Source organism: Halomonas salipaludis, assembly GCF_002286975.1.
Taxonomy (GTDB): Bacteria; Pseudomonadota; Gammaproteobacteria; order Pseudomonadales; family Halomonadaceae; genus Franzmannia; species Franzmannia salipaludis.
In genome coordinates, this window is sequence record NZ_NSKB01000005.1 from 450,838 (window position 1) to 470,672 (window position 19,835).

Annotated in this window: 17 protein-coding genes and 4 tRNA genes; 15 read left to right on the top strand and 6 right to left on the bottom strand. The window is 65.0% G+C overall.

The features are described from left to right. Positions 1-101 precede the first annotated feature (101 nt). The 6 genes from CK498_RS15220 to CK498_RS15245 all read left to right on the top strand — a co-directional run bounded on the left by CK498_RS15220 (position 102) and on the right by CK498_RS15245 (position 7,926). Positions 102-1,091 carry a hypothetical protein gene (locus CK498_RS15220; RefSeq protein ID WP_095621691.1) on the top strand — a complete coding sequence of 330 codons (990 nt, stop codon included), beginning with the start codon at positions 102-104 and terminating at the stop codon, positions 1,089-1,091. A 97-nt stretch (positions 1,092-1,188) separates the two neighbouring features. Next, a complete protein-coding gene (locus tag CK498_RS15225) occupies positions 1,189-2,145 on the top strand; it encodes a hypothetical protein (RefSeq protein ID WP_141246959.1) in 957 nt (318 codons plus the stop codon). A 56-nt stretch (positions 2,146-2,201) separates the two neighbouring features. Beyond that, a complete protein-coding gene (locus tag CK498_RS15230; protein WP_095621693.1) occupies positions 2,202-2,831 on the top strand; it encodes a hypothetical protein in 630 nt (209 codons plus the stop codon). Positions 2,832-3,127: 296 nt separating this feature from the next. Next, complete coding sequence (locus CK498_RS15235) at positions 3,128-5,050, top strand: PrkA family serine protein kinase (protein ID WP_095621694.1); 1,923 nt, start codon at positions 3,128-3,130, stop codon at positions 5,048-5,050. Positions 5,051-5,065: 15 nt separating this feature from the next. Then, complete coding sequence (locus CK498_RS15240) at positions 5,066-6,346, top strand: YeaH/YhbH family protein (RefSeq protein ID WP_095621695.1); 1,281 nt, start codon at positions 5,066-5,068, stop codon at positions 6,344-6,346. 23 nt (positions 6,347-6,369) lie between these two features. Next, positions 6,370-7,926, top strand: coding sequence for a SpoVR family protein (locus CK498_RS15245; protein WP_095621696.1), 1,557 nt, complete (start codon positions 6,370-6,372; stop codon positions 7,924-7,926). Between the two features lie 89 nt (positions 7,927-8,015). Here CK498_RS15245 and CK498_RS15250 read toward each other — a convergent pair whose 3' ends face one another. Next, positions 8,016-8,330, bottom strand: a complete 315-nt coding sequence (locus CK498_RS15250) for a high-potential iron-sulfur protein (RefSeq protein WP_095621697.1) — start codon at positions 8,328-8,330, stop codon at positions 8,016-8,018. Between the two features lie 342 nt (positions 8,331-8,672). Between CK498_RS15250 and CK498_RS15255 the strand changes: the two genes are divergently transcribed. Both CK498_RS15255 and CK498_RS15260 read left to right on the top strand, forming a co-directional pair. Further along, a complete protein-coding gene (locus CK498_RS15255; RefSeq protein WP_095621698.1) occupies positions 8,673-9,143 on the top strand; it encodes a methylated-DNA--[protein]-cysteine S-methyltransferase in 471 nt (156 codons plus the stop codon). Between the two features lie 86 nt (positions 9,144-9,229). Then, complete coding sequence (locus tag CK498_RS15260; RefSeq protein WP_095621699.1) at positions 9,230-9,649, top strand: CopD family protein; 420 nt, start codon at positions 9,230-9,232, stop codon at positions 9,647-9,649. A 53-nt stretch (positions 9,650-9,702) separates the two neighbouring features. On the opposite strand, the gene CK498_RS15265 is transcribed toward CK498_RS15260, so the two are convergent. Further along, entirely contained in the window at positions 9,703-10,179 is a 477-nt protein-coding gene (locus CK498_RS15265) for a DUF2231 domain-containing protein (protein ID WP_095621700.1), read from the bottom strand. A 108-nt stretch (positions 10,180-10,287) separates the two neighbouring features. Here CK498_RS15265 and coxB point away from each other — a divergent pair, with 108 nt between their 5' ends. From coxB to CK498_RS15290, 5 genes are all read left to right on the top strand, one after another. After that, a complete protein-coding gene (gene coxB / locus CK498_RS15270) occupies positions 10,288-11,247 on the top strand; it encodes a cytochrome c oxidase subunit II (RefSeq protein ID WP_095621701.1) in 960 nt (319 codons plus the stop codon). Continuing rightward, positions 11,244-13,775 (top strand): cytochrome c oxidase subunit I, encoded by a 2,532-nt coding sequence (ctaD, locus tag CK498_RS15275; RefSeq protein WP_095621702.1) that lies wholly within the window; start codon positions 11,244-11,246, stop codon positions 13,773-13,775. Before coxB ends, ctaD begins: the two co-directional genes overlap by 4 nt. Beyond that, complete coding sequence (locus CK498_RS15280; protein ID WP_095621703.1) at positions 13,772-14,116, top strand: hypothetical protein; 345 nt, start codon at positions 13,772-13,774, stop codon at positions 14,114-14,116. Before ctaD ends, CK498_RS15280 begins: the two co-directional genes overlap by 4 nt. A 249-nt stretch (positions 14,117-14,365) precedes the next feature. Continuing rightward, a complete protein-coding gene (locus CK498_RS15285) occupies positions 14,366-14,641 on the top strand; it encodes an Lrp/AsnC family transcriptional regulator (protein WP_076746515.1) in 276 nt (91 codons plus the stop codon). 87 nt (positions 14,642-14,728) lie between these two features. Then, positions 14,729-15,586 carry a DNA/RNA non-specific endonuclease gene (locus tag CK498_RS15290; protein ID WP_095621704.1) on the top strand — a complete coding sequence of 286 codons (858 nt, stop codon included), beginning with the start codon at positions 14,729-14,731 and terminating at the stop codon, positions 15,584-15,586. Positions 15,587-15,694: 108 nt separating this feature from the next. Here CK498_RS15290 and CK498_RS15295 read toward each other — a convergent pair. The 4 genes from CK498_RS15295 to CK498_RS15310 all read right to left on the bottom strand — a co-directional run bounded on the left by CK498_RS15295 (position 15,695) and on the right by CK498_RS15310 (position 16,170). Continuing rightward, positions 15,695-15,781, bottom strand: a tRNA-Leu gene (locus CK498_RS15295). A 40-nt stretch (positions 15,782-15,821) separates the two neighbouring features. After that, a tRNA-Leu gene (locus tag CK498_RS15300) sits at positions 15,822-15,908 on the bottom strand. 22 nt (positions 15,909-15,930) lie between these two features. Beyond that, a tRNA-Leu gene (locus CK498_RS15305) sits at positions 15,931-16,017 on the bottom strand. 66 nt (positions 16,018-16,083) lie between these two features. Beyond that, a tRNA-Leu gene (locus tag CK498_RS15310) sits at positions 16,084-16,170 on the bottom strand. A gap of 212 nt (positions 16,171-16,382) precedes the next feature. Here CK498_RS15310 and rnr point away from each other — a divergent pair. Together rnr and rlmB are read left to right on the top strand one after the other, a co-directional pair. Beyond that, the gene (gene rnr / locus CK498_RS15315) at positions 16,383-18,770 is read left to right on the top strand and encodes a ribonuclease R (RefSeq protein WP_095621705.1); all 2,388 of its coding nucleotides are present in this window, start codon (positions 16,383-16,385) and stop codon (positions 18,768-18,770) included. Next, the gene (gene rlmB, locus CK498_RS15320) at positions 18,770-19,573 is read left to right on the top strand and encodes a 23S rRNA (guanosine(2251)-2'-O)-methyltransferase RlmB (RefSeq protein WP_095621706.1); all 804 of its coding nucleotides are present in this window, start codon (positions 18,770-18,772) and stop codon (positions 19,571-19,573) included. The genes rnr and rlmB overlap by 1 nt, the downstream gene beginning before the upstream one ends. Positions 19,574-19,835: the final 262 nt, after the last annotated feature.

Below are 19,835 nucleotides of genomic sequence, written 5' to 3' on the forward strand. Positions count from 1 at the left end.
CGGGACGACCCCGTGGCCCCGTTCGTATGAAGGGGGCCACGGGGTCGATGCCCGTCTAGTCTGTCGGTACCTGATGATCTGCTCATACGATAGGGGGACCCATGTGGGACTTTCGGATCGGTCAGTCTCTGGGGCTGATGGCCAAGACGCTACCTTTTATCTTATTTCGGCTGGCCGTCTATTTCGGCGTGGCGCTGGCCTATGTGTTGATGACCGGCGTTGGCGCCGGGGTTGGCTGGGGCATCGGTGGCTTCGGCGATGAGGGCTTTCGTGCCGCCAGCACCTTCTGGGGCGGCGTCGCCGGCTTCGGCATCATCGGTGTCGTCATGTACGTACTGCGTGAGTACCTGCTCTACATGGTCAAGGCTGGGCATATTGCCGTGCTGGTGGAACTGCTCGACGGCCAGTCGCTGCCCCAGGGGCGTAGCCAGATCCAGCATGCCACGGCATCGGTCAAGGAACGCTTTGGCCAGGCCAGCGCCCTGTTCGCCGTGGACCAATTGATCAAGGGGGTGCTGCGTGTCCTCACCGGCCTGGTGCGAGGCATTTTCGGCTTGCTGCCGATTCCCGGCGCACGTCAGTTCCTGCGGCTGCTGCAGATGTTCCTGCGCATCGCGGTGGGCTTCATCGACGAGGTGATCCTCGCCTATAGCTTTCGCACCCGGGCCGACAATCCCTGGGGAGCGTCTCGGGACGGTCTGGTGCTGTACGGCCAGAACCTCAAGCCGATGTTCAAGAATGCCGCCTGGCTGGCGCTGATCGTCTACGGGCTCTCCTTCGTCATCTTCCTGATCATGTTGGCTCCGGCGGCCCTGGTGGCCTATCTGATTCCCGGCGGCTGGTCGGCGACGGGAGTGGTAGTGGCGCTGCTGTTCGCCTGGAGCGTCAAGGTGGCGGTGCTCGAGCCCTTCGCCATCACCTGCATGATGCAGGCCTACTTCAAGACCATCGAGGGGCAGACCCCCGACCCCGAGTGGGAAGCCAAGCTGGATGGCCTCTCTGCCAAATTCCGCACGCTCAAGGGCAAGGCCAGCGAGGCGGGCGCGGCAGGCCACGGCAGCGAAACGCAAGGGGCGCAGCCCTCACGTTGAGCGCTGCCGAGTAGGCTGTCAGCAAGCTAATAACAAGTCGGTAATAGGGAGTGAAACGGACATGACCCATGGGAGCAATAGCGCATGGCGGGTAGGCGTGCTCGTAGCCAGTCTGGGCTTATTGGCAGGGTGTGATGACGCTGCCAATGACCAGCAGGCGGAGGATGAAACCGGCACCTCGGGTGCTGACAGCGGCGAGCTGGCAGACTTGCTGGAGAGCGTTGAGAGCGGTGAGTCGACGCTGTCTATCAGCGGTGCTGTCACCTCCACGGGCGAATACACCACGGCGGATGACCCACGCTACGGCGGAGTCAGCAACGATGTCTTTCGGCCCGCCCGGGGGGGCGGTTCTTCCCGCAGTGGCAGCAATGCCGACGGGCCCTACGCCATTTCAATCTATACCGATGCCACTCACGAGGATGATCCCGACAATGTCGTACGCGCCTGGGTCACGCTGGTGTTGCCGCAAGGCGCCGAGGCGGGTAACCGCTATCAGGTGGCCGGCTTTTCCGATGCCGATGACGACCAGGTCCAGGCCCATGTCCGCGGTGACGGCATGGCCTGGACCTTCTCGCGTCAGGTCTCGGGCAGCGTTTATCTGGGCGAGCACTCTGATCGGGTCGGTGCCGCCTGGCAGCTGGAGGCCGCCGACGGGCGTGGCGAGGACGCAAGCCGGGTGGCAAGCGAGGGGGCGGTCAAGGATCTGCCGCTGACGCTGCAGTCCGAGGTGGAGTATGAGCTGACCGTCAATGGGGAAACCGAGTCCAGGTTGGCCCGTGTCACCAGCCGCGGCAGCATGCTGAACATTGGCCACGGGGTCTATCTCTACCTGCCGTCGGGCGCAACAGCGGGAAGTTATCCGGTCCAGGCAGGTCGCGATGATGACAGCGTGCGGGCTCAGTTCACTCGGCATGACGTCGATGAGGTCGACGGGGAGTTGACGTTGGCGGCCAACGGCGAGCGTTTCGACGCCGAGTTCAGCATCGATGCCAGCGGCGAGGATGATGTGCACCTGGCGGGTAACCTGCGCTGGTTCGCGCTGGAAGATGAATAACCCAGTGACCTGCTCGGTTGCTGCGTTGAAATGCCACATGAATGAGGAAAGCGACCATGGATAACAAACGCACGCTTGGTATTGCGCTCTTGGGGAGTCTTCTGACGCTGCCGGCCACCGCGACGGCGCTGGCCGATGAGGTGGTCGAGCAGATCGAACTGGGCCTCGATCTCTATCAGGAAGAGGACTATGGTGGCGCCATCGCCGAGCTGGAATTCGCTATCAACGATATCCGCAGCCTGGTATCCGGCCGCATCGCCGAGACCTTTCCCGAGCCCCCGTCGGGCTGGAGCGCCGAACAGGCCCAGTCAGCCGGAGGCGGTGGGGCAGCCGCCTTGCTGGGTGGCGGTGGGGCCATGCTCGAGCGCCAGTATCGCCAGGAGGGCGGTGACGGCCAGATGGAAGCGACACTGATGGTCGACAATCCCATGGTTCAGGGCATGGCGGCGATGTTCAATAATCCGGCACTGATTGCAGCCCAACCCGAGCTTGAGCGGGAGCGCATGGGGCGTGAGACGGCCATCGTCAAGTGGGAAGCTGATCGCTCCCGGGCCGAGGTCTCCCTGCTGTTGGATAGCCGCATCCTGATGCAGGTGACCGGGCAGAACCTGGACTCTCCGGACGTGGCGGTAGAGCTGCTGCGTGACTGGGACCTCGACGCTGTGCGGGAGCAGGCTGCACGCTGAGGTCTGTCGAGCGCTCGACACGATACGACGCAACGAACCGCACATTACGCCGGGGGCATCCCCGGCGATTCCTGCCTTCTGCAGTACAAGTCCCGCATATGATCAACGTTATTCAACGAACTTGCTCGAGGAAATGCGCTCTGAGGGGTAACGGGTCGCGTCGGGACGACTAGCGTTGAATCGGCGGCGTCCGGTATCCAACCAGCGCCGCCTAATTCTGTCTACGCTGATAGAGTCACCTCGCCCGGCAAGAGGTTCGACGCCGCCGCCGAGGGTCCGCGCTTAAGGAGGCTTCGATGAGCATCTTCGATCATGTGCAGAACCGCTACGAACGTGTTCAGCAGGAAGAGATCAGCCTGCAGGAATATCTGGAACTGTGTCGCAGCGAGCCCACCGCTTACGCCACCGCCGCCGAGCGGATGCTGGTGGCCATCGGCGAGCCCGAGGTGATCGATACCGCCAAGGACTCCCGTCTATCGCGGATTTTCTCCAACAAGGTGATTCGCCGCTATCCGGCGTTCTCCGAGTTCTACGGCATGGAGGAGGCGATCGAGCAGATCGTCGCCTACTTCCGCCATGCTGCCCAGGGCCTCGAGGAGCGCAAGCAGATTCTCTACCTGCTGGGCCCGGTGGGTGGCGGCAAGTCGTCGCTGGCCGAGCGCCTCAAGCTGCTGATGGAGCGGGTACCGTTCTATGCCATCAAGGGCTCGCCGGTGTTCGAATCGCCGCTGGGACTGTTCTCTCCCGAGGAGGATGGCGAGCTGCTCGAGAAAGAGTACGGCATCCCGCGGCGCTACCTGAAGAGCGTGATGTCGCCCTGGGCGGCCAAGCGGCTCAAGGAGTACGGCGGGGATATCTCGCAGTTCAAGGTGGTCAGGCTCTATCCGTCGCGGCTCAACCAGATCGCCATCTCCAAGACCGAGCCCGGCGACGAGAACAACCAGGACATCTCCTCGCTGGTGGGCAAGGTGGATATCCGCCAGCTCGAGCTCTACTCCCAGGACGATCCGGACGCCTACAGCTTCTCCGGCGGCCTGTGCAAGTCCAACCAGGGGCTGATGGAGTTCATCGAGATGTTCAAGGCACCGATCAAGGTGCTGCATCCGCTGCTGACCGCCACCCAGGAGGGCAACTACAACCCCACCGAGGGCATGGGCGCGATTCCCTTCGACGGCGTGGTGCTGGCTCACTCCAACGAGAGCGAGTGGCAGGCGTTCCGCAACAACCGCAACAACGAGGCCTTCCTCGACCGCGTCTACATCGTCAAGGTGCCCTACTGCCTGCGCGTCACCGAAGAGATCAACATCTACAAGAAGTTGCTCGAGCACTCGTCGTTGGCCGAAGCGCCCTGCGCTCCCGATACCCTGCGCATGCTGGCGCAGTTCTCGGTACTCTCGCGGCTCAAGGAGCCGGAAAACTCCAGCGTCTACTCCAAGATGCGCGTCTACGATGGCGAAAACCTCAAGGATACCGACCCCAAGGCCAAGTCGATCCAGGAGTATCGCGACTCGGCAGGCGTCGACGAGGGCATGGACGGGCTCTCCACGCGCTTCGCCTTCAAGATCCTCTCCAAGGTGTTCAACTTCGACAACCACGAGATCGCCGCCAACCCGGTGCACCTGCTCTACGTGCTGGAGCAGCGCCTCGAACAGGAGCAGCTGCCCAAGGAGGCCCACGAGCGCTACCTGCGCTATATCAAGGAGTACCTGGCACCGCGCTACGTCGACTTCATCGGCAAGGAGATCCAGACGGCGTATCTGGAGTCCTACTCCGAGTATGGCCAGAACATCTTCGATCGCTACGTGACCTACGCCGACTTCTGGATCCAGGATCAGGAGTATCGCGACCCCGAGACCGGCGAGCTGTTCAATCGCCAGTCGCTCAACGAAGAACTGGAGAAGATCGAGAAGCCGGCGGGCATCTCCAACCCCAAGGATTTCCGCCACGAGGTGGTCAACTTCGTGCTGCGCGCGCGGGCCCAGAACAACGGCATGAATCCCAGCTGGCAGTCCTACGAGAAGCTGCGCGGGGTAATCGAGCACAAGATGTTCGCCAACACCGAGGAGCTGCTGCCAGTGATCTCCTTCAATGCCAAGGCATCACAGGCGGATCAGCGCAAGCATGAGGACTTCGTGGCCCGCATGGTAGACCGCGGCTATACCGAGAAGCAGGTGCGCCTGCTCTCCGAGTGGTATCTGCGGGTTCGCAAGTCGCAGTAGGCCGAGGAGGTCGCCATGACCTATTTCATCGATCGGCGAGCCAACGCCAAGCACAAGAGCGCGGTCAATCGGCAGCGCTTCCTCGACCGCTATCGCACGCATATCAAGCGTTCGGTGGAGGAAGCGGTCAACCGTCGCTCGATTACCGACATGGAGCGTGGCGAGAAGGTCTCGATTCCCGCCCGCGATATCTCCGAGCCGGTCTTCCAGCACGGTCCTGGCGGTGAGCGCACCATCGTCGCCCCAGGCAACAAGGAGTTCGTCGAGGGCGACCGCCTGCGTCGCCCCGGCGGCGGTGGAGGTGGCGGTGCCGGTGAGGGCAGCGCCTCCAACCAGGGCGAGGGCATGGACGAATTCGCCTTCAGCCTGACCCGCGAGGAGTTTCTCGACTTCGTGTTCGATGGGCTGGAACTGCCGCACCTGGAGCGCAAGCAGTTGAAGGACCTCGATGAGGTGCGGCCGGTGCGCGCCGGGATCTCCCGCGACGGGGTCCCGGCACGCATCAACATCGTGCGTTCGATGCGCGAGGCCCATGCGCGGCGCATCGCCATGCGCGCGCCGATTCGCCGCGCCCTGCGCGAGGCCCAGGAAGCGCTTGACGCCGAGGAGCGCAAGGATGCCGTGCTGCGCAACCCGACGCGCATCGCTGAACTCAAGGCCGAGATCGAGCGCCTCGAGAAGCGCCTCGAGGCGGTGCCGTTCATCGATACCTACGACCTGCGCTACAACAATCTCACCAATCAACCGCAGCCCTCCAACAAGGCGGTGATGTTCTGCATCATGGACGTCTCGGGGTCGATGACCCAGGCCCACAAGGACATCGCCAAGCGCTTCTTCCTGCTGCTCTACCTGTTTCTCGAGCGCAACTACGAGAAGGTCGAGTTGGTCTTCGTGCGCCACCACACTGCGGCCAAGGAGGTCGACGAGGAGGAGTTCTTCTACTCCCGGGAGACCGGCGGCACCATCGTCTCCAGCGCGCTGACGCTGGTCGACGAGATCATCGCCGACCGCTACCCGGCGGGGCAGTGGAACCTCTACGTGGCCCAGGCCTCGGACGGCGACAACTGGGACGACGACTCCACCACCTGCCGCGACCTGCTGCTCAAGTCGCTGATGCCGCGGCTGCAGTACTTTACCTACGTCGAGATCACCCCCCACGCCCACCAGGCGCTATGGGAGGAGTACGAGACGGTGGCGGCGCGCTTCCCGTCGCGCTTCGCCATGCGTCAGATCGTCGAAGGCAACGATATCTATCCGGTGTTCCGTGAGCTGTTCAGGCGCCGCGAAGAGGCCTGACGGCACCCCGGGGAGGAGATTGCATGACATTACGCAAGCCTATCGCCAGCGGATCGGACTGGAACTTCGAGGTGCTCGACACCTTCGAGCGCGAGATCGCCCGGCTGGCCGACGAGTATCGCCTCGACACCTATCCCAACCAGATCGAGGTGATCACCTCCGAGCAGATGATGGACGCCTACGCCAGCGTGGGCATGCCGGTGGGCTATCATCACTGGTCGTTCGGCAAGCAGTTCCTGGCCGTTGAGCAGGCCTACCGGCGTGGCCAGATGGGCCTGGCCTACGAGCTGGTAATCAACTCCGACCCGTGCATCGCCTATCTGATGGAGGAGAACACCCTGATGATGCAGGTGCTGGTGATGGCCCACGCCTGCTACGGTCACAACTCCTTCTTCAAGGGCAACTACTTGTTTCGCACCTGGACCGACGCCTCCTCGATCATCGACTACCTGGTGTTCGCGCGAAAGTACGTCGCCGAGTGCGAGGAGCGTCACGGTGTGCAGGCGGTGGAGCAGCTGCTGGATGCCTGCCATGCGCTGCAGAACTACGGCGTCGACCGCTACAAGCGGCCCTCGCCGATCTCCGCCGCCGAGGAGGCCCAGCGCCAGAAGGAGCGCGAGGCCTACCTGCAGGCCCAGGTCAACACCCTGTGGCGTACCATCCCCAATCTCAGCGGCAGCGAGCCCGAAGAGGCGCTGCCGAATGACGACGACCCGCTCGGGCTGCATCAGCATCAGCGCTATCCGCCGGAGCCCCAGGAGAACCTGCTCTACTTCATCGAGAAGAATGCGCCGCTGCTGGCGCCCTGGCAGCGCGAGATCGTGCGTATCGTGCGCAAGTTGGCACAGTACTTCTATCCCCAGCGCCAGACTCAGGTGATGAACGAGGGCTGGGCGACCTTCTGGCACTACACCTTGATGCATCGCATGTTCGACGACGGCCTGGTCGACGAGGGGCTGATGCTCGAGTTCCTGCAGTCGCACACTGCAGTGGTCAACCAGCCCGATTTCGACAGTCCCCTCTACGGCGGCATCAACCCCTACGCGCTGGGCTTCGCCATGTTCAGCGACATCAAGCGTATCTGCCAGTCACCCACCGACGAGGATCGCGAGTGGTTCCCCGACACCGCCGACAGCGACTGGTTGGAGACGTTGCACTTCGCCATGCGCAACTTCAAGGATGAGTCCTTCATCCAGCAGTTTCTGTCGCCCAAGGTGATTCGCGATCTCAAGCTGTTCAGCGTGGTCGACGATGACCAGGAGGAGATGCTCGAGGTCAGCGCGATTCATGACGAGCGCGGCTATCAGCGGGTACGCGAGGCGCTCTCGGTACAGTACGCACTGTCGGTGCGTGAGCCCAATATCCAGGTCTATGCCGCCGATATTCGCGGCGACCGCTCGCTGACCCTACGGCATATCCAGGATCGTCGCCGGCCGCTGGCCAAGAGCGTCTACCCGGTGATACGCCACCTTCACCAGCTATGGGGCTTCACCGTGAAACTGGAGTCGCTGGAGGAGGGCGAGGTGGTGCGCCGCTACCAGTGGCCGTTGCCCGAGGAGGGACGACGGGACTCGACCTGACACGCCCCGCCATGATCTCCCCGAACGGCGGCAAGAGACAGAAAAACGCCGCACGAAGCGGCGTCTTGTGGCGCTGGAACCATGCTGTATCAACCCATTTCGACCCACGATTGGCACCAGCCGGCCGGCTCGACACTGTTTTCCGGGAACAGCGAGCAGCCTTCATTGGCCTCGGTGTAGAACATGCAGTTGTCGCAGCGCTCGCCCTCTTCATAGGCAGGGTGATCGCTGGCGTCGCTGGCATCCTCCACGTAGTTGAGGGCCTCGGCCTCGGGGGCGCTCGGGTCCAGGCGCGGCAGGCTGTCGGCGAAGGCGCTCTTCGACAGAATGCCCGCACCCAGCGGCAGGGCAGCCATGCCCAGCAGACTGTTACGCATGAAGTCACGACGACTCTGGTTAGCCATGGTATCTCCTTATCATCCTTTATTGGGGGCTTCGCTATGCCCTGCCAGGGGCGGCGAAGACTCCCTTCACGGTGCTTGAGGGCGACCCAGGGGCCGTCCATGGTCGGGCGGTGTCCGCCTCTATGAATGGGGGTAAGCGTTGGCTACCCCGCAGCGCAGGCCTCGAACATTGCGCGAGACTGGCGCTATCCTACAACGAGCGAGCCCGTCATCGACCTGTATGTGACAGTACCCACGCCGTGCAGTTCGCCCTCATGCTAGAGCATCTGGCCGGTGTTCCGCGAATCTGCGTCGAGATGTCGCGCCAGGCGCGGCGCCACACTATCGAATCAAGGAGAGATCATGCGTTATACCCAGTTCGCCTCGCCGTTCGGCGAGATTCTGCTGGCCGGTGATCGACACGGCCTGACGCATCTGGTGCTGCTCGACGGCGAGGCGAGCCTCGAGGTCGGCGACGACTGGCAGCGCGACGATGCCGGCTTCGCCACCGCGCGTGACCAGGTGCTGGCTTATCTCGATGGGCGTCGGCGCAGTTTCAGTCTCGAGCTGGCGCCCCAGGGTAGCGACTTCCAGCGCCAAGTGTGGGCGGCACTGCTGCGCATTCCCTACGGTGCGACGCGCACCTACGGTGAGCTGGCCAAGCGGCTGGGAAGGGAAGGGGCGGCGCGCGCCATCGGCGCCGCCAACGGCGCCAACCCGCTGCCGCTGCTGATTCCCTGCCACCGGGTGGTGGCCGCCGACGGCCTGGGAAGCTATAGCGGCGGCGAGGCGCTCAAGGCGCGGTTGCTGGCGCTCGAGTCATCGCGGCAGTGAGCGGTGGCGCTTGGCGCCCGAGGCACCGCTGGGGTAGGGTGTTTGGCATAACGTCCTGACTCGAACTGCTACGCAAGGATGCCGCCATGCCGTGGATCAAGTTCGTGCATATCGCCGCACTGGTCTGCTGGTGCGGCGCCCTGCTTTACCTGCCAGCCCTGCTGATGGCCAGCGTGCGGCAGCGCGCCGATGGCGGCTTCGATCATGATGCCCCGCCGATCCCTCGCTACCTGTTCAACAGTGCCGCCACCCCGGCGGCGCTGCTGGCCATAGCCTCCGGCACCCTGCTGTTCCTGGTTCACGGCCTCACCGGCGGCTGGCTGGTGCTCAAGCTTGCTTCAGTGGTCGGCATGGTGTTGTGCCATGCACTGTGTGGCTGGCTGATCCTGCGCGTCGAGCAGCAGCACTGGCGGGGGGTATGGACGCTGAGCGCACTGATTGCCACGCTGGCGTCAGTGTTGATGTTGGCGGTCATCGCACTGGTGCTGGCCAAGCCGTTCGCCTGACGCCATTCATGAGGAGGCGCCGAATGCAGCACTCGCCAGGGATACGGCCGCGCTCAGTCGTCGACGTCGACCCCCACCGCATGCTCGTAGACCAGCTGGCCGCCGAGCCAGCCGGCCAGGGCGATCATCGCCGCGGTCATCAACGACAGGGCCAGCCCCCAGGGCAGCATGTCGCTGGGGTCGTCGAGCCGGAACAGCCAGTTGAGCGAGGCCAGCGAGAGCATCATCACGGCGATGATGGCGTGGCTCCAGCCGGTGATCAGGCGACGAATGCGCTTGACCGTGACCAGGTCGATGATGCCCGCGACGCTGGCGATCCAGCCGCCGAAGGCGCCGACGCCGGCCAGCCACAGGCTGGCACGGGCCCAGAAGGGATCGCCACTCAACAGATAGCCCAGGTCGCTGGCCACCAGCGCCATCAGCGCGGCCACCGGGAAGTGGATCATCACCGGATGCAGCGGGTGGCCGCCGAGAGAGACGCGACTCTTGATCGAACGCTGTGGAATCTTGGGGGAGGGGGGCTTGGCCATGGTCGCGTCCTTTGCGCCAGCGGTGCAGTAGGGGTATCTGGCATTCAACGCGTCCCGCGGCGGTGGGTCAACCGTGGCGCGCGCTGCCTGGCGGCGTGGCTGGGGCTCATGCTGGTCGGCTGCAGCGGCGATCGCTCGATTCTCGACCCGGCCGGCCAGGCCGCCCGCGAGGTGGCCTGGCTGTGGTGGGGCATGCTGGCCTTCTCTACCGTGGTGCTGGTGGTGATCACCGCGCTGTGGCTCTACGCTTTCCGCGGTGGCCGGCGCGTGGCCCGCTCGAGCCGCGACGAGCAGCGCATCGCGCGGCGCTGGATCATCGGCGGCGGGCTGCTGTTGCCGGGGCTATCGATCGTGCTACTGCTGGCCTTCGGCGTACCCGTCGGGCAGCGCATGCTGCCACTGCCGCTGCCCGACGGCCAGCAGGTCGAGCGCATCGAGGTGACCGGCCATCAGTGGTGGTGGGAGGTGCGCTACCCGGATGCCGAGGGCGGCGAGGTGGTGACCTCGAACCAACTGATGATGCCGGTGGGCGAGCCGGTGGATTTTCATGTGACCGGCGCGGACGTGATCCACGCCTTCTGGATTCCGCGCCTGGGTGGCAAGATCGACATGATCCCCGGGCGCACCAACGTGATCCGCCTCGAAGCCGATGCCAGCGGGGTGTTCGGCGCCCAGTGCGCCGAGTTCTGCGGTGCCCAGCACACCAACATGCAGCTCCACGTCGAAGCCATGCCGCGCGACGACTTCAATGCCTGGCTGGCCGAGCGCCAGGCGCCGCCCGAGCAATCCGACGATCATCAGGCGGCACGCGATACCTTCGTCGAGCACTGCGCCAGCTGCCACCGCGTCGCCGGCGTGAGCGACGGCCAGCAGGGTCCCGACCTCAGCGATATCGGCGACCGCGTCAGCCTTGGCGCCGGGCGCCTGGCGATGGAGGAGGGCGCCATCGCCCATTGGTTGCGCCATCATCAGCAGCTCAAGCCCGGTAACCGCATGCCGTCCCACGACCACCTCGATGCCGAGACGCTGGATGCGCTCGGCGCCTGGCTGGAGACCCTGAGCCCATGAGCGAGACCGCCCAGACGTCGACGCCGCGAGATCCCCAGCGCCTGCATGAGGACATGCACGAGGTATGGGGCAACCCGCGTGGCCTCAAGGCGCTGTCCATCGTCAATCACACCACCCTGGGCCTGCGTTTCATGGCCACCGGGATGGTGTTCTTTTTGATCGGCGGGATCCTGGCGATGCTGGTGCGTACCCAGCTGGCCTTCCCCGACCAGGAGTTCATGGCGCCGGAGATCTACAACCAGGTCTTCACCATGCACGGCACGCTGATGATGTTCCTGTTCGCCATCCCCATGCTCGAGGGGCTGGCGATCTACATGATCCCCAAGATGATCGGTGCCCGCGACCTGGTCTGCCCGCGCCTCACTTCGCTGGGCTACTGGTGCTACCTGTTCGGCGGCATCATCCTGACCTCGAGCCTGTTCCTGGAGGTGGCGCCGGACAGCGGCTGGTTCATGTATACCCCGCTGAGCAGCGGCGAATTTTCGCCGGGACCGGGCTCCGACTTCTGGCTGCTGGGCATCACCTTCGTCGAGATCTCGGCGCTCTCGGCCGGCGTCGAGCTGGTGGTGTCGATCCTGCGCACCCGCACCCGCGGCATGTCGCTGGACAAGATGCCGTTGTTCGCCTGGTACATCCTGGCCATGGCGCTGATGATCGTGGTCGGCTTTCCGCCGCTGATCCTGGCCAGCATCATGCTCGAGCTGGAACGCGCGGTGGGCATGCCGTTCTTCGAGGTAGCCGCCGGCGGCGACCCGATCCTCTGGCAGCATCTGTTCTGGCTGTTCGGTCACCCCGAGGTATACATCATCTTCCTGCCCGCCGCAGGCATCGTCTCGACGCTGATCCCGGTGTTCGCCGGCCGTCCCATCGTCGGCTATCGCTGGGTAGTGCTGGCGATCATCGTCACCGGCTTCATCAGTTTTGGGCTGTGGGTGCACCACATGTTCACGGTGGGGATTCCGCAGCTGGCCCAGGCGTTCTTCTCCGCCGCCAGCATGCTGGTGGCGGTGCCCACCGCGATCCAGGTCTTCGTGTGGCTGGCCACGCTATGGCTGGGGCGGCCGGTGATGAAGCTGCCGATGCTGTGGGTCCTCGGTTTCCTGATCATCTTCGTGTGCGGCGGCCTGACCGGGGTGATGCTGGCGCTGGTGCCGTTCAACTGGCAGGTCCATGACACCCACTTCGTGGTCGCCCATATGCACTATGTGCTGGTCGGCGGCATGCTGTTCCCGCTGATGGCCGGGCTCTACTACTGGCTGCCGCTGTTCTCGGGGCGCATGCCCTCCGAGCGCCTGGGTCGCTGGGGCTTCTGGCTGACCTTCATCGGCTTCAATGCGACCTTCCTGATCATGCACTGGACCGGTCTGCTGGGCATGCCGCGGCGCATCTATACCTACGAGACGGTGATGGGCTGGGACATCTTCAACATGCTGTCGTCGATCGGCGGGTTCGTGATGTCGGCGGGGATTGCCATGGTGCTGCTGGATATCGCCCTGCACTTCCGCTTCGGCCGGCCGGCGCCGCAGAACCCCTGGAACGCCGATACCCTGGAGTGGACCACCTCGATGCCGCCCAGCGCCTACAACTTCGCCAGCCTGCCACGGGTCGACAGCCGCCATCCGCTGTGGGACGACCCCGAGTTGCCGCGCTCCATCGCCGAGGGCCGGCACGACCTGGCGGTGATCGACCACGGCCGCCGCGAGCTGTGGGGCAGCGATCCGCTCACCGGCAAGGTGCGCGAGATCGTTCACCTGCCAGGCAACTCCTGGTGGCCGCTGTTCGCCTCGTTGGCGCTGGCGGTGGTCTGTGTGTGCCTGCTGGCGCGGCTCTATCCGCTGGCCGGCCTTGCCACCCTGGCGGCGGTGGGCTTCCTGCTACGCTGGTCGTGGGAGAACGGTGCGCACCCCAGAGCCGCACCCGACGCCCAGGTGCAGCCCGGCGACCCGCCGCTTCACTCGCGGACCATGGATGGCCCGGGGCTATGGGCGATGTCGATTGCGCTGCTCGCCAACGGCTCCTTCTTCCTGTCGTACCTGTTCGGCTGGTTCTACCTGTGGACGGTCTCACCGGAATGGCGCATGCCCGACACCTCGCCGCTGTCGCTGCCGCTGATGGTGCTGGCGGGAGTAGCGCTGACGGCCGGTACGCTGTGGCTGGAAAAACTGGTGCGCGGCCTGCGCCGCCAGGATGACCGCGGCCTGGCCCTGGGGCTGTTCGCGGTCACCGCACTGGGCGGCGCACAGCTGGCGCTGCTCATCTGGGTGATCTGGCAGGCCGGTCTCGCCGCCACCGAGACGGCCCACGACGCGGTGCTGCTGCTCGGCCTGATCTACGTGCTGCTGCACGGCGCTCTGGGCACCATACTGACCCTGCTGCAGGGGCTGCGGGTCGGTTACGGCTACGTCAGCGCCGAGGCGCCCTTCGAGCCCGCCGTGGTGGCTCGGCTGTGGCGCTACAATTTGATGGTCTTCTGGATCGTGGTATTCGCCCTGGTGACGATGCCGATGTGGCTGGGAGGTGGGGCATGAGCCGCCTGGCGCTGACCCATCCGCTGCATCTGGTCATCGGGCTGACGCTGTGGAGCCTATGGTTCGTGGCGATCTACGGTGGGCTGTCGGTGGCCTGCGCGGTGGCGCCGCCGGCACCGCAGCAGGGCGCGCTGACCGCCATCAATGTGGTACTGGGCCTGCTCACCGCGGCGACCACGGCGCTGCTCGCCTGGCTAGCCTGGGCCTGTCTGCAGATGGCCCGTGACGAAATGGGCAGGCCGCGTTTCGTGGCCGCGGTATCCGCTGGGCTCTATCTGTTCTCGGCGGTGGCCACGCTGTTCGTGGGGATTCCGGTGATCGGCGTGCCGCCGTGCCTGTAACGGAGCATCTTGCTGTGCGATGACAGTGACCATCGCAGTGGCCAATGCGAGGAACGCTGGGGGCAGGGCGAAGAGGGGGTTCTACGCCAGGGATGGCGTAGGTAGCGCCCAGGGATGGGTTTACAGCGCCCCCTCGTAGTCCTGCCGCCGGATTAGCTCCGAGCTGCCACCTAGCTTGTGCAAAGGACGCCGGGCGCGCCACGCTGCTATAATCCCGCCACCGCTTTACCCCCATTCAAGGAGCGACCCATGCAGAACGCCGTGATTCTGATCAACGCCGAGAAGGGCAAGATCAAGGCCGTGGCCGAGCGCCTGGCCGACGTCGAGGGCATCAGCGAAGTGTTCTCCACCTGCGGTCGCTACGACCTGGTGGCGATCGCCCGCACCCGCGACTTCGAGGGGCTGGCCCAGTTGGTCACTGAGCGCCTCGACCAGGTCGAGGGGATCCGTGAGACCGAGACCCTCAATGCCATGCAGGTACACTCGCGCCACGACCTGGAGACGATGTTCTCGGTCGGTTGGTAAGTACTTACTGGGGCGCTTTAGCTAACGTGGTGCGTTCCGGCGTGGCCCCGTTTCACGGATGATCGAGAGTCAGCAAGTGTTCACTATATGAAGCGACGCATATCTCGCTGGCGCCGACGGGCGCGCGGCTTCGGTATCAGCCTGGTATTCGTGCTGGTCGGCAGCGGCCTGTGGTACAGCCAGGAGCAGGAATATCGCGACCAGCTGGTGTGGATGGGGGTGCCGACCTGGGAGTCGCCGACGCCGACCAGCCTGCATCGGGTGCTGCGCAACGACGGCTTCCTGGTCGGCTGGTCGGACCTGCGCGTCAACCCGCTGTGGGTCAGCTACACCCTGCATGAGGTGGAGGATCCGCGTGCCGGCCCGCGGCCCAATTTTCAACGCGACTGGCGCACCCTGTGGCCGATCGCGCCGGATAGCTACTTCGGCAGCGGCTATGACCGCGGCCACCTGGCGCCCAACTACGCCATCGCCGCAGTGCATGGCGTCGAGGCCCAGGCGCAGAGCTTCTTGATGAGCAATATCTCGCCGCAGCGCCCGGACCTCAACCGACGCCTTTGGCAGCGCCTCGAGGAGGTGGTGATCGACCATTTCGTGCCGCGCTTCGGGGTGGTGCAGGTGATCACCGGCCCGGTGTTTCCCGAGCGATTCATGGACAACGTTTTCAATCGCGTGGGGCTGGTGGAGATTCCCGAGGCCTTCTACAAGATCCTGGTGGTGCCCGCCGAGCAGCCGCTGGCGCTGGCCTTCATCATGCCCCAGGAGGTCGCTGGCGATGAGCCCCTCGACGACTACCTGGTCAGCATCGACGAGGTCGAGGCGCGCACCGGGCTGGATTTCTTTCCCAACCTGCCCGCGGCCGAGGCACAGCGACTGGAGAGCCGGGTGGTCAGCGACGGCTGGGCGCTGGGTGAGGTCGCCAGGCTGCCGGGCCGCTTCGACTAGCCTAGTCAGTGCTTAGCTAGCAGTGCTCAGTGAGCAGGCACGAGAATGCGCCACCTTGATGGTTTCGGGGCGGTGGTGCAGAGATATTAGAGGGGATATTACCAGCAGTGGTGCCCAGAAGAGGACTTGAACCTCCACGTCCGTAAGGACACTAGCACCTGAAGCTAGCGCGTCTACCAATTCCGCCATCTGGGCAGCGGATACATCGAAGGGGGCTCTTGCTGCACGATACGCGTGGTGCCCAGGAGAGGACTTGAACCTCCACGTCCATAAGGACACTAGCACCTGAAGCTAGCGCGTCTACCAATTCCGCCACCTGGGCGTATCGTGTGGTCATGTTCGCGTGGTGCCCAGGAGAGGACTTGAACCTCCACGTCCGTAAGGACACTAGCACCTGAAGCTAGCGCGTCTACCAATTCCGCCACCTGGGCGAACATGAACCGTCGAGCTGATAAAGAGCGTGGGACTTGCATCCCGTGACATCCGAAGACGTCGATTGGTGCCCAGAAGAGGACTTGAACCTCCACGTCCGTAAGGACACTAGCACCTGAAGCTAGCGCGTCTACCAATTCCGCCATCTGGGCAAGTGGCCAGCATCATACCGATTGCGCAGTGAATTGCAAGCCCAGAGCGCCGCCTGGGCGCCTTTTCAGTGCACCAGCGAGCACTGCGGGTCGGCAATGGTTGGGTGTGGAGAGCGGCGGCGCTATACTGCCGCCATGACATTGACAACACGACCGAATATTGCCTCCCGCCCGCAGTGCCTCGCGCGCAATTCTTCAAGGACGCCCCTCGCATGACTCATTGGACGCTCAGCGACGACCCCCACGCGGAACGTGAAGCCCACAAGTACGACAATCCCGTCCCCAGTCGCGAATACCTGCTGGCCCGTCTGGAAGACTACGGCAAGCCGATCACCCACGAGAACATGAGCCGCATGCTGGGCCTCGAGGATGACAATCAGCTCGAGGCGGTGCGCCGCCGCCTGGCGGCGATGGAGCGCGACGGCCAGATCCTGCGCGACCGCCGCGGCGCCTATGCGTTGATCAACAAGCTCGACCTGATCAAGGGCAAGGTGCTTGGCCATCGCGACGGCTTTGGCTTCCTGATCCGCGATGACGGCAAGAAGCCCGACCTGGTGCTGCCGCCGCGTCAGATGCGCCGCGTGTTCCACGGCGACCACGTGCTGGTGCGGGTCAGTGGCCGCGACCGCCGCGGCCGCGACGAGGCGACCATCGCCGAGATCATCGCCCGCAATACCCAGACCATCGTCGGCGTCTACCGCCAGAACAGCGATGAGTTCGGGGTGCTGATTCCCGAGAATTCGCGCATCTCCCAGGAAGTGATCATTCCCCATAGTGCCTGCGGCGGCGCCCAGGACGGCCAGGTGGTCTCGGCCAAGATCGTCAAGCAGCCCGAGACCCGGGTACAGCCGGTGGGCGAAGTGGTCGAGGTGCTCGGCGAGCGCATGGATCCGGGGATGGAGATCGACATCGCCATCCGCAGTCACGATATTCCCGCCGACTTCCCGCCCGACGTGCTCGACCAGATCGCCAGCATGTCGGCCGAGGTCGCCGAGGAGGACAAGGCGCACCGCATCGACCTGCGCGACGTGCCGCTGGTGACCATCGACGACGAGAGCGCCAAGGACTTCGACGACGCGGTGTGCGCCTGGAAGACCAAGTCCGGCAGCTGGAAGCTGCTGGTGGCGATCGCCGACGTCTCGCACTACGTGCGCCCCGGCACTGCCCTGGACCAGGAGGCCCACACCCGCGGCAACTCAGTGTACTTCCCGGGGCAGGTGGTGCCGATGCTGCCGGAGTTGCTCTCCAACGGACTCTGCTCGCTGAACCCAGACGTCGACCGCCTGGCGATGGTCTGCGAGATGAACATCTCCCAGAGCGGTACGATCAGCCGCTACCGCTTCTACGAGGCGGTGTTCCGCTCCCATGCTCGTCTCACCTACAACAAAGTTGGCAAGATCCTCGAGAGCGAGGAGAGCCCCGAGCGTGCCGCGTTGCGCGACGAATACCGCGAGCTGGTGCCGTCGCTGGAGAATCTGCACGCGCTCTACCACCTGCTGCGTGAGTCGCGCAGCGAGCGCGGCGCCATCGAGTTCGAGACCACCGAGACGGCGATCCTGTTCAATGAGGAGCGCAAGATCGAGAACATCGTGCCGCGTTCACGCAACGATGCCCACAAGATCATCGAGGAGTGCATGCTGGCCGCCAACGTGGCCACCGCGCGTTTCCTCGACAAGCACGACCTTCCGGCGCTGTACCGCATCCACCAGCCGCCGACGCCGGAGCGTCTCGACAAGCTGCGCCTGTTCCTCAACGAGCTCGGCCTGTCGCTGGGTGGCGGCGATGACCCCACGCCTCAGGACTATCGTGCGCTCGCCGAGGTGATCAAGGATCGCCCCGATGCCGACATCATCCAGACCGTGATGCTGCGCTCGATGAACCGCGCGGTCTACTCGCCGCACAACGAGGGCCACTTCGGCTTGGCCTATCCGGCCTATGCCCACTTCACCTCGCCGATCCGCCGCTATCCTGATCTGCTGGTGCACCGCGCGATTCGTTCGGTGGTGCGCGGCCCACGGCAGACCGCCACGGTGCTGCGCGCCGATGGCGCACCGGTGGATCCGCCGAGCAGCTGGTGTCCCTATACCTTCGAGCAGATGATCGAACTCGGCGAGCACTGCTCGATGACCGAGCGCCGCGCCGACGACGCCACCCGCGATGTCGAGGACTGGCTCAAGTGCGAGTTCATGTCCGACAAGCTCGGCGAGGTCTACGACGGCACCATCGCCTCGGTCACCCAGTTCGGTATCTTCGTGCGCCTCGACGACATCTATGTCGAGGGCCTGGTCCACGTCACCTCGCTGCCCTCCGACTACTACCACTACGAGGCCGAGAAGCACCGCCTCAAGGGCGAGCGCTCGGGAGTCTCCTATCGCCTGGGCGACGGCGTCACCGTGCAGGTGGCGCGGGTCGACCTCGATGAGCGCAAGCTCGACTTCGATCTGGTCGACGACAAGCCGCGGCCGAAGCGCACGCCCAAGCGCGGCAAGCCGAGCGCTGCCAAGTCGGACGGCGCCAAGAGCGACAAGGCCGAGGCGCCGGGCGGCAAGCCGCGCCGCCGCCGCGGCCCGCGCAAGCCCAAGGGCGGTGGCAAGCGCTGATGGCGATACACAAGCGCCGCAAGCCGTCGCCGAAAGGCAATAGAGCCCAGCCCCCCGGCGGCCTGGATGCGGTCTACGGCGTGCACGCGGTGCGTGCACTGCTCGAGCGCGGCGAGCGCCCCCGTGAGCTGTGGGTGCAGGAGGGCGGGGCCGCGGCGCGGCTTGCCGAGCTGGTCGACACTGCCCAGCAGCGCGGCGCACGGCTGGTCAGCCAGCCTCGCGAGCTGCTCGATGAGCTGGCCCAGGGGGCGGCCCACCAAGGCATCGTTGCGTTCTGTACGCCGCTGGCCGCCGAGGGAGAGGCTTCCCTGTGGCTGCGTCTCGAGGCATGGCCGGTCGATGCGCCGCCGCCGCTGCTGCTGATCCTCGACGGCGTTACCGATGTGCACAACTTCGGCGCCTGCCTGCGCAGTGCCGATGCCGCCGGCGTGGACGGTGTGATCGTGCCCAAGGACAAGGCCGCGCCGCTCAACGCCACCGTACGCAAGGTGGCCTGTGGCGCGGCGGAGAGCGTGCCGGTCTATCAGGTCACCAACCTGGCGCGGGCCATGGCCAAGCTCAAGGCGCTGGGGGTGTGGATCACCGGCACCGCCGGCGAGGCCGACGCCAGCCTGTTCGAGGCCGACTTTCGCGGCGCCACGGCGCTGGTGATGGGCGCCGAGGGCAAGGGCATGCGGCGCCTGACCCGCGAGGCCTGCGACGGCCTGGTCAAGCTGCCGATGGCCGGCAGCGTCTCCAGCCTCAACGTTTCAGTGGCCACTGGCGTCTGCCTGTTCGAGGCGGTGCGACAGCGCCATCAGTGAGATACACGGCGCTAGACGCTGGAAGATAAGTACGGCGGGCCTTGTTCCCCTTCAAGATTATCGCAGGAAGCGGCACCGCTCGGGACTGATCCGTCGGCAGGCCTACGAGGGGGCGCTGTAAACCCGTCCCTGGGCGCTACCTTGCGCCATCCATGGCGCAAACCCCCTCTTCGACCTGCCCCCGGCGTCCCTCGCTCCATCTCAATGCCGAGCGGTGTCGCCCTGTGTATCCCTCCCTCCAGCTTGCGAAATTTGCCTTTAG